Source organism: Acidobacteriota bacterium, assembly GCA_039030395.1.
Taxonomy (GTDB): domain Bacteria; phylum Acidobacteriota; class Thermoanaerobaculia; order Multivoradales; family JBCCEF01; genus JBCCEF01.
Genome location: JBCCEF010000040.1, coordinates 1 through 9498 on the forward strand (window position 1 = coordinate 1; position 9498 = coordinate 9498).

General features: G+C 66.0%; 2 protein-coding genes. Both read left to right on the plus strand.

The window, feature by feature from the left end:
- The first annotated feature begins 390 nt into the window (after positions 1-390).
- Positions 391-753 (plus strand): hypothetical protein, encoded by a 363-nt coding sequence (locus tag AAF481_20100; protein MEM7483468.1) that lies wholly within the window; start codon positions 391-393, stop codon positions 751-753.
- 176 nt (positions 754-929) lie between these two features.
- Positions 930-9305, plus strand: a complete 8376-nt coding sequence (locus tag AAF481_20105) for an RHS repeat-associated core domain-containing protein (GenBank protein MEM7483469.1) — start codon at positions 930-932, stop codon at positions 9303-9305.
- Positions 9306-9498: the final 193 nt, after the last annotated feature.

A 9498-nucleotide genomic window follows, 5' to 3' on the forward strand; every position in this document is an offset into this window, starting at 1 on the left:
GCCGGCCAACGAGGCGTCGGGCAACTACCGCCTGTTCAGCATGCGCAGCGTGCCGGGACCGGGGACGTACTATGCCGAGGTGCAGGATGCCAGCGGCAGCCGCCTGCAGGGCGCCAAGCGCCTGACGATCCGAGTCGACGCCGACTAGCCGAAAAACCGTCGGCAGCCTGTCGCTCAGGCGCTCGAAGGCCCGCCGGGCCCCTCGCTGATGCCACCCTCCGAGGTGATTCCGCGAGCGATCTGAAAAAAAACTGAGACCGCCGCGCGGCTGGTGACAGCACCTCCTCCGAACGCGGCCCACGGCTCAATGCGAGCCGGGCCCGAGACACAACGGGGGCGGCTTTTCCCGCCGGCGCGGGATCGATCGCTCCCCAATCCAAGGAGAGAAGGATGAGCAAGCAAGCACAGCCGCCCACCACAACCGGCGACAGTCGGACGGTCTGGGCCAGCTACGATGCGCAAACCAACACGTTCACCGGCCAGGGCATCGACACCATCGCCCCAGGTCAAACGTCAGGTTTCTACTCCGTTGTTCTAGAGCAAGGTTTCGATAACACGCCGGCGGTGTTCGTGACAGTCAACGATCCGCTCGCGGCCCTGAGCGAGTCGGCCCTAGGGTCCTATTACCCGAGTGTCAAAGTCCCCGGTGCCGGAGGGAGAACCTATCAGGTAGCCCTGCACATCGGCACGATCGGGACCGGCGGGCCGACCACCTTGGCAGCTTCTTTTTCATTCCTCGCGATCGGCAATTGACTGTGACAGGGAAGACTGTGACAGGGAAGACTGTGACAGGGAAGGCGACTCCTCGCACCGAAGCTCGAGGCCTCGCCTTCTCTGTGTGCGGGTTCTGCTGTTCGGAGCAGAGCCCGCGATAGGCGCCGCAACACATGGGCTGAGCCACCTCACTACGATCCACGGGAGTAGCGACCATGCAAAACAACCCTTCCCCAAGAGCCATTCCGGCGCAGGCGGAGCCTCAGGTGCGCGGTTTTCAATTGGATGCCGCGAAGCTCGGCAACCTTGCGAAGAGCGTCAACCTCTACCGAGGTGACATCAACTTGTCTCTCAAACTGGTCGATCTCCCGGGGCCCAACGGGCTGGATCTTCAAATCATCGCGCTCTATGGCAGCAATGTCGGGCGCCAAGTCGATACCTGGAACCTCGACTCGCGGACCGGCATTCTGGGTCTCGGTTGGACCCTACCGTTCGACTATATCGCCCTGGACGCGCCCGGAACGGCGACCTGGTTCGAGGGTCGCTTCGTTCTCTTCCAGGGCGGTCAGCCCGAGCCACTCACTCTGGTTTCCACCCAGGGCAGCGGCGAATCCACCGTCGCTCGCTTCGCTTCGCGCACGCATCCCCTGTGGGAATTCCATTATCAAGTGCAAGACGAAGAGTGGACCTTGCGGCGCGACGATGGCCTGGTCTATACCTTCGGCGGCACCTCCGTCGCCGGAGCCAACACCGTCCAACGGGGCATGGCCTGGGGCAATTGGGCCGGCAGCAGCACCCAGCCCGAGGGCTCGCCGACGCCGTACGCCCTGGCCTGGAATCTGGCCCGGATCGAGAATCCTTTCGGCAATACGATCCGCTACCGATACCTGGCCGACGACGTGCCGGTGTTCACCCCGCGGCGACCGGACTCGCCGCACACCTACACCCGTGCCAGCTACCTGGCGACGGTGATCGATGCGATGGGCCGCCAGGTGCGATTGCACTACGAGGCGAAGGAGCCGGAGGAGTACCTGCCGCCCCATGCCCTGCCCGCGAACGCCTTCAAGACCGGCACGGGTTATCAGGATCGCTACGAAACCCTCTACCTGAGCCGCCTGGACGTCCTGCCCGCCGGCGCCGACGACCCGGCCGACGCCGACTACAGCCTGGCTTTTCTCTCCCAGCCGCTAGACCTGACGCCCCAGGCCGCCGACGGCAGTGCAGGAGACGGCGGCAGTGCCGGAGACGGCGACGCCACCCCCAGCCAGAGCGCCGCGGCGCTGTCCCCCTTCGTCAAGCGATACTTGCTGCAGGTGCAGCAAACGCGGCGCGACATCCAGGCCCTGCCACCGCTGCAGATGGCCTACGATCTCGCCGCCGATTCGCCCTCTCGCGGCCGGCTGGAGAGCGTCACCTACCCAGAGGGTGGGCAGGTCCGCTGGAGTTACGACAGCGTCGACCTGAGCTCCAACGACGTCTTCAGCCTGGCTTTCGAGGCGCGGCGCCCGTCCGGCGACAGCTGGGGCAGCGCCGTGCCGCGGCTGTGGTTCGGCCCGGACTACATCGTCGTCCTTTGGTACCAGGGATCCCAGGGCCAGCAGTACCAACTCGACGTGTATTCCTATGGCGGGCGATGGTCGCGAGCATGGACCTTCTCCGGCAGTGGTGATCTCGATCTCGACCACATCCAGGTGGTGACGGAAGAGACGTTCTTCGGCCTCCACTTCTCGGGCACCAACCTGCTGCAGATCTTCGACAAGGCACGCTACCGTTTCGGCCAATGGCGGGTGACCCGCCTGCAGCTGCCGGCCAACGCCTCGCCACTCCCCGACGAGACCGCTCTGGTCGCCGGCACCCGCTTCGTCGCGTTGCACCGCGGCGGGGACACGCGCCTGTTCAGCTACCTGCAGGCTCCGGCAAGCGGCCGCTGGGCGCCCGCCCCCGGCTTTCCCTTGGCCACCAGTGACCACGTCGCTCTGGCGGGTCGCGGCAACCTCTTGCTGGTGTCCGACAACCGCGACGGCGCGCCGGTCGACGAGATCTTCTATCTCGACGGGGGCACGCGTTGGCAGTCGCATGCTTTCCCGGCCCAGAGCTTCCCGTGGATCAGCCAGTACGCCAACGGCTATTGGCAGATCGGGCAAGGCTTCGCGGCGGGAACCCACACCACGCAGGACGGTTCGTCGATCCACATCGTCCGCTGGGCCAGAGGCTACACCGGCTTTGCCGAGACGTTTCTCACCGGTGACGATCTGGCCACCCAGGTGGCTGAGAGCACGGTCGTCAACGGCGGCCGCTCGTACCGCTACAACGGCAGCCGCTGGGTCTCGCAGAGGACCGGCTTCGATCCGCGGAGCGACTTCGTCGGCGTCAGCGACGATCTGGTCTTCAAGGCACACCTCGGCGCCGACCGGTCCCGATACACCCAGAATCAGACCTTGACGTACGACGTGCTGACCTCCGAGTGGAAGCTGGCCGCTTTCGCCGACGTTCCCGTTGCCGCGCCGCCGCGAGGCCCCCGTTTCAGCGACCGCTACCTGACCCTGGGCCAGCGCGTCTTCTTCCGCAACCGGCATTCCGAGCTCGGCGGCATCGGCGAGCTGTCGGGCGTGCCCGAGTCCTTGTTGAGCAATCAAGGCCCGGTCTATCTGGCCGGCCAGGTACCCGAAGGCGGCGGCCAGGCGCCGACGACGGCGGTCGCGGTGCTGCACAACGGCGTCATCCGCATCGAGGCCCTGTTCCCCGACGCCAAATTCGAGTCGCCGCCCGCAGCGGGCACCCTCCTGGCCAGCTCCAGAGCCCTCGCCACCTACCCCGCCGAGACCGAGTTTCAGAACACCAGCCACTTCCAGTTGCACCGCATCTTCGATACCACCGCCACCGACCCCCTGCGCGACACCGTCGTCTCCAGGGTCGAGATCGAAACCGGTGAGGGTGATCTGCGGACGGCCTACGAGTACGACGTCCCCCAAGCGGTCTTCGACCCGACCGGCGAGGTGGTGCAGTACCCCAAAGTCTGCGCTCGGCGGCTGGATCCGGCCAGTGGCGAGACCTTGGCCAGCAGCCGTTACACCTACTTCAACGGTCTCGAGCCGGCGAGCAGCGAGCAGCCGATCGACCGCTTCTATTCCTTGACCAACGGCTTCCAACGCACCCTGACGCGATTCGACCGCAGCGGCACCCAGGTCGCTTCCAGGCACTATCAGTGGGTGCCCGTGACCCTCGATCTCGACCAAGAAGGCGGCTTCAGCGCGCTCGACGACGCCGTGATCGTCCGCCTGGGCCAGCTCAGCGATGCCATCGACAGCCTCGGCGAGGATCAGGCAGATGATACGGACGCCGTCTCGGCCAGCGCTTCGGTCACCCGCATCCAGACCCTGACCCACGACGCCCGGACCGGCAACGTCCGCACTCGCTCGACCATCGACTTCGATGCCAACGGCACGGCAGAGGAGCGCACCAGCAGCTTCCTCTATGCCTGGGAGGCCTACGCTGGTATGCGGCAAGCGCGTCAACTGCATGCGATCGCCCAGAAGCTACTGCTGGTCGACCAGAAACCGGTCCACAGCTCGGTGACGACGTATACCGACACGGTCGCCGAGGGCCCCTCGGCGGTCGCCCGGCCAAGCCCGACCCCGCCACGCTGGGGTGCTTGGCAGACCTGGGCTTGGGAAGGCGACGACGCCGGCAGCCCCAAGGCCGCCTTCGATTTTGATCCCGACATCGTCAACCTCGGATGGACGAAAATCTCGCAGATCGAGCGCCGCACCGACGCCGGCCTGATCAGCCAACGAACCAACGCCGAGGGCCGTGCGGCCTCGACCCTGTACGACAGCGCCGGTCTGCGACCGGTGGCACGGTTCAACAACGCCCGGCTGCTGCGTCATGTAGCGGGTCGTGCGGCGGGTCGTGCCGCGAGCTACACCGGCTTTCAGCCCTACGAGCAGGATCAGGGCTGGGCGGCGACGAGGGGCTCGCTCGACGCGCTCTTCGACACCTCGGACTCGCACACCGGCGAGCGTTGTCTACGCCTGCCAGCGGGCGGACCGGGGGTCGAGAACTCGTTCGTCGCCGACCCCGGCGAGCGCTACGTCTTCGCTTGCTGGGTGAAGACCGAGGCCGGTGACGGCGCGGTACAGGCCGCCTGGACCCTGAGGGTCGGCGCCACAACCCAGCGACTGAAGATTCCCGACACCGGGGGGGCCTGGCAGCATCTCTTCATCTACCTCGACGTGCCGGCCGGCGACACCGGCGTGACGGTCACGACGACGGCCACCAACGCCAGCGCTGCCCGTTCCGTGCTGCTCGACGACCTCGTCTTCCTGCCATTGGTTTGCCGATTCTCCGCCACGGTCTATGACGTCGTGACCTTCCGGCCGATCGCCCGACTCGGTGCCAATGGCGACACCGTACGTTTTTTCTACGACAGGCTCTTGCGGCCGATCGCCAGGACCCGACCGGGCGACACCGTCGCCTCCCTCTCGTCGCGCTACTTCTCACGCGACGGCAACGCCGACCGTTTCAACAGCGTGGACCCGAACAGCCGGTTGGCCCTGCGCGCCCGCAACGGCGGCCCCTTCGACGACTTCCGTACGACCGACTGGCAGCGCCGCTGGACGCCTTCGGGCTCGGCCAGCGCCTGGCAAGTCATGGGGCGTGCTCTGACCCACCAGAGAGTGACGAGAGATGCCGTCACCCTGCAGGCATCGGACGGGCTGAGGGACATGGCGGCCCACGTGCATGTGGTCGCCAACCGCGGCTTGCCCCTGCAAGGCAACCTCGGCATTCAGTTGGGCGCGGCACTGACAGTGCAGTGGAACGCTAGCGCCGCCGTGTGGCAGATGCTGGGGGCCGGTGGCACGATCCTCGATCGCGCCGAAGTCTCTCCGGCAGCCTCGATGGAGTGGCTCCTCCTCACCCGCGATCACCTGGCGACCTTTTACCTCGACGGCCGTCAGATTCTGCAGACCTCGTTGTCGGCCAGCCAACCCCCCATCCAGGGCGCCTTGACCCTCTTCGCCACTGATCAAGGTGTCGCCTTCGCCCAGGTCCTGGTGCTGCTGCAGCCCCTGGCCACGACGACGTTCACCGACGGCGCGAAGCGTCGGACGCAAACTCAATTGCTCGAGGAGGACGCTCTCGTCGGACGCCAGCTGCTCTACGACCCGCTCGGCCGGACCACGGTCAGGACCAAGAGCGTGCGCTTCGCCGGTCAGATCTTCGGGTTCCGCCCGCGCTTCGCCACAGCCATCGACCCCGAGCTCGGCACCATGGGGCGATGCGATCTGACGGACTATTACCAGGGTCAGGACGGGCGCTCCGATGATCAGGGTTTTCCCTTCTCCCGCCTGCGACTCGACGACTCGGAGCTGGCCCGACTGATCGAGAAGGGCCGACCGGGCAGAGACTTCGCCATCGCACCGGTGCAACCGCCGGAAGAGTCGCATACCTTTCGCTACAGCTACCTGACCAATGCGGCCACTGGCATCTTCGCCGACTTGAAACTGCCGGCGGCCGAATACCTGGTGAAAAAGACGGTCGACCCGAACGGCGAGACGACGTTCATTCTCAAAGACAAGCTCGAGCGAACGATCGCCAAACGCACCCTGATGGAGACCGGGCAGGCCCCCGTCACGGTGGTCTACCAATATGACGCGGCGGGTAACGCGACCGTCGTTCGGCCACCGAATTTCTTCGACCCGCCCGCCGGCACCCACGCCGAAGCTTGGGTGACGACACGGCACTACGATGCGCGCAATCGATTGGTCCGGCGGCAAGGCCCGGACCAGGGCGTGGAGGCCGGCGGCCGCTTCGAGCGCCTCCCCTCACGATTCATCTACGATGCCAGCAGCAGGCTTCGTTTCCAGCAAGATGGCAACGGCGCCCAGGCTTCGCCGCAGTACATCCTCTATTTCAAATACGATCCGCTCGGCCGCGTGATCGAGGAAGGCTACCTGGCGTTCGAGTGGAACGAGCAAGAGCTCACGGCGCGAGCCGCGCAGCCGGACTGGCCGCCCACACCGCCCACCTGGCGCAAGCAGCTCACCTACGACGGGGACGGCGCGACCCCCCATGCCATCGGCCGCGTGAGCGCCGTCGCCAGCAACAATGGCGTGCGTGGCCAGGCAGACGTGGTCGAAAACTATACCTATGACAGCCTCGGTAACCCGATCTCCAAGACAATCCGGGTGACGGGTGGGGATTCGACAAAACCGCCCGGCGGTCGTCGGCCACACACCTCGTTGTTCGTTTATGACGACCTGGGCAACCTCCTCAAAATCATCTATCCCGATGGCCTCACCGCGGAGGGTCAGAGCCCGACCGAAGTCCTCTACACCTACAACGACCGAGGTCTCCTGCAAGCCGTCGGGCCGTCCCTCACGCAACCGGACCTCTACGCCATGATCGGGTACAACGCCGACGGCCGACGCCGCCAAGAGAGCCTGAACAACGGCGGCGCACAAACGATCGAGCGCGAGTACCGATACAACTCGCCGGGATGGCTGCGGACCCTGCGCGACGACTTTCTCAGCGAGGCGCTGCTCTACACCCCCGAGGAGACCGGCGAGGACGGCTACTTCAACGGCCGGATCGCACGGATCGAAGACGCTTTCAGCTGGGAGAGCTCGCCGGCGAGCTACGCCTACCAGTTCGAATACGACCCGGCCGATCGGCTCACCAGCGCCCAGAACACACCGATCGAAGCCGGCAGCCTGCAAGTCGGAGACTATGACGGCAACGGCAACTTCGTCGCGCTCACGCGAGGCGGCGACGAGGCGAGCTACCGCTACGTCGAGGACACGAACCGGGTGCTCAACACCGATGGCGGCGCCGCAGCGCAGTTTGCCTACGACCCGAACGGCAACGTGACCCGTTCGGCAAGCGGAGCCGGCGACCTCGGCAAGCCGTTGTCCCGCCTGGCCTATGACCCGCTGTCGCAAAGGCCCACCACGATCGACGTGGCGCCGGACACGACCGTCGACTTCCTGTATGGAGACCTTGATGAGCGGATCATGAAATCCGTCCGGGGGAGCGCGCCCGAGAGCAGGATCTATCTCCGCGACGTGGTCGGGAGGCCGCTGATCGAACAGGTGTCCGGCGGCCAGACCGAGGACACGATCCTCTACATCCACGAGCCCAACGGCCTCCTGGCCGTACGCCGAGACGGCCAGCTCTCTTATGTGATCAAGGATCACCAGAAGTCGACCCGGGTGGTGGTCGACGCGGCCGACAAAAAAGTCGTTGCGGCCTACGATTTCAGGCCGTTCGGCGGCCTGCTGCGCAGCGCCGGAGCGACCGACTCGGTGAATTATCTATTCACCGGTCAGGAGCTCGACCGGGAGACGGGGCTCTACAATTTCCGCGCTCGCCTGCACGACCCGCGCCTCGGTCGTTTCTACTCCACCGATCCAGCCGATCAATTCTTCAGCCCTTACCTCTTCGATGGCGACGACCCGATCGACTTCGTCGATCCTTCCGGCAAGTTCAGCTTGAGCGATCTGTTCAAGGATATTGCCGGCTTCGTCGTCAGCACCGCCGAGGTGGTGGCGGGGGTGGCGGTCGACGTGCTGTCAGCCGGCACCGCGGTGGAGGGGGCCGGAGGTGCGTTGATCGGTGCCGGCATCAGCGGCGAGGTGTACACCGCCACCCATCTGAAGAACTTCAGTATCGGGGGGTTCGCTGGTGCCGAGGCGGTGGGTTTGGCCGTCGGGGCAGTGACCGCGGGGATCGGCGCCGCCGTCGGCGACGCCCTGGCCGCCGGCGCCGACGCTGCGGTCGATGCCTCCGCCGATGCCGCGGCCACCGGCGCCGGCGACGCGGCCGCCACGGGGGCTGAGGACGCCGGCGCTGAGCTGGCCGGTAGCGCCGACGATCTGGGCGACGTCGAGCTGGATGACTTCGGCACCCAGGACGACGACGCACCGGGCTGTTTTCGCGCCGGTACCGAAGTCGCGCTGGCGGATCGCTCCTCGCCGATCGAAGGCGTCACTGTCGGCGCCCTGGTGCGCGCCTTCGACGAGACCAGCGGGCGGATCGATTCGCGTCCGGTCACCAAGGTCTTCAGCCGCCACGTCTCGCAGATCATCGAGTTGACGGTCGGCAGCGAGGTGATCGAAACCACACCGGAGCATCCGTTCTGGGTCGAGGGGCGCCAGTGGGTGCCAGCCGCGGATCTGGTGGTTGGCGATCGTTTGCGCCGCCTTCTTGGCGAGGCCGCCGAGATCGGCCGTATCGTTACGAAGAAGGGGCGCTTCGTGGTCTACAACTTCGAAGTCGAACAGGACCATACCTACTTCGTCGGCGGCGGCCAGTTGCTGGTCCACAACCCCTGTGCGGATGGTGTGGCGGATCCGATCCTGAACAATCTGGTGGAGAACGCCGAGAACCCGGAAGATCTGGATGGAGTCGTGAACCTGGCCCAGACCCGCCCCGATATGGCAGCCGACATCCCGCGAATTCGGCTCATCAGAGCCCGCTTTTTCCTCGAGCGCCTGGTCGGTCGCGATGCCTTTCAGTCGGCCAGAGCGGATATCGCCGCCGGCCTCTTTCCACCGGAGGACTATGTCGGGGTTTTCCAGTGGTATGCGTAACCCATCCGGCCCCCGGAGATATTCTGAAGGTTCTAAGCAAACGGGACACTAGGCGCCGCTCTCCCGCACACTGAACTCCATCTTCCACTCGTCGTCGCCCTCGGTGGCGGCGCACCACAGCTCGAAGACGCCGAGCTCGGTGATGCGCGAGCGGAAGGTGACGGGCACGACCTCACCGGCGGTGTCGCTCGAC